Source organism: Methanocalculus sp., from assembly GCF_029762515.1.
GTDB lineage: Archaea > Halobacteriota > Methanomicrobia > Methanomicrobiales > Methanocorpusculaceae > Methanocalculus.
In genome coordinates, this window is record NZ_JARVGN010000549.1 from 1 (window position 1) to 1,206 (window position 1,206).

Sequence of the window (1,206 nt, forward strand, 5' to 3'; positions counted from 1 at the left end):
TTATTCAGGCATGAACAGAATTCGGGGTGCAGATTCCTGTCTCTGAAAAGAGGTGGCTGGTAGTGGGCTTTGTGCTTAATTTATTATCTTAAGGATGGCGTGCCCTTCAATGCTCTGTCCCTCATTATTCAGCCCATCCAAAAAAAGGTTTTTTATTCAGATTGTTCGGAAATAGTTCATACCTGCACAGCTGATGCAACGATCTCCGTCTGCCAGATAGTCCGGCACTGTTTCTCCACAGATCGTACAGGTTACCGATCTCCATTTCTTCTTGGTTTCAGTCGTAACCATCACCTTTTCATTACTCAGAATCTTCCTCCCTGCAGCAAAGATCTCCTCAAGAAGCGGCATTACATTGCCATGGTGATCGAATGAGGGATCATTGGTAAACCATGCATGAATTATCGGATAGTGTTTGAGCTTTTCGAGATCAACAAACACCCGCACACCTTCAACTTCCGGATCCCAGGATTTGCGGTTGACTGTGATTGCAAATCTGCCTATGGGAATGACTCTCAGCCGGTTGTTCCCTACGGTGCAACCGGCGATGATCTGTAATGCATCCGGTGCACATTTGTGTGTTTCACTGACTGCATAGAGAATCTCATCTGGTTGTGCCTTGAGCAGTTCGAGAGCATATTCTGTCATATATACTCCGATGAGAAGCCCTGGTGCTGAAAAGGTGTGGAAACGACTGCATTTTAATAAATGTTCCTTTGTTTGAGGGTTTACACCTTGTTTGTCCATTAATGACTCTATTTCCGGAAGTATGTCGAGTGTCAACATAGCTCAACTATTTGATAAGTACATCATAATATCTTTTCGATATAGGTAACTTCCTGACATTAACCGGGATTTCGGGTTAATTCTCCTTTTGTACCTGCTCTTCTTCCTCTTCTCTCCATAGTGTCAGGATAGGTGTCATGCTCAAATTGATTGTATGGTATATGGGGTGCAGGATAATTGGAGCCGGGTTCGGTCCTTAACAATGTTAATATAGATAAAATGGGCTTTTTTAAATTTATATATATAGATTTCCGTACGTCTTTAAATTGAGAATAACACAAGCGCGCATAGGATCCGCGCCCGGATGATGGTGTGTGTGAGATACCTTTTTATTAGTACATTGGGTTAATTTTACTTTTTATTTAAAAATTATGTATTGTTTTTATATGTCGTTATTCTGAGTACGATTGATCTCAAAGT

The 1,206-nt window shown here is 41.3% G+C and carries 1 protein-coding gene; it reads right to left on the reverse strand.

The window, feature by feature from the left end:
• Window positions 1-156: 156 nt before the first annotated feature.
• The gene (locus QCH34_RS13055; protein ID WP_366898694.1) at window positions 157-786 is read right to left on the reverse strand and encodes an FmdE family protein; all 630 of its coding nucleotides are present in this window, start codon (window positions 784-786) and stop codon (window positions 157-159) included.
• Window positions 787-1,206 lie beyond the last annotated feature (420 nt).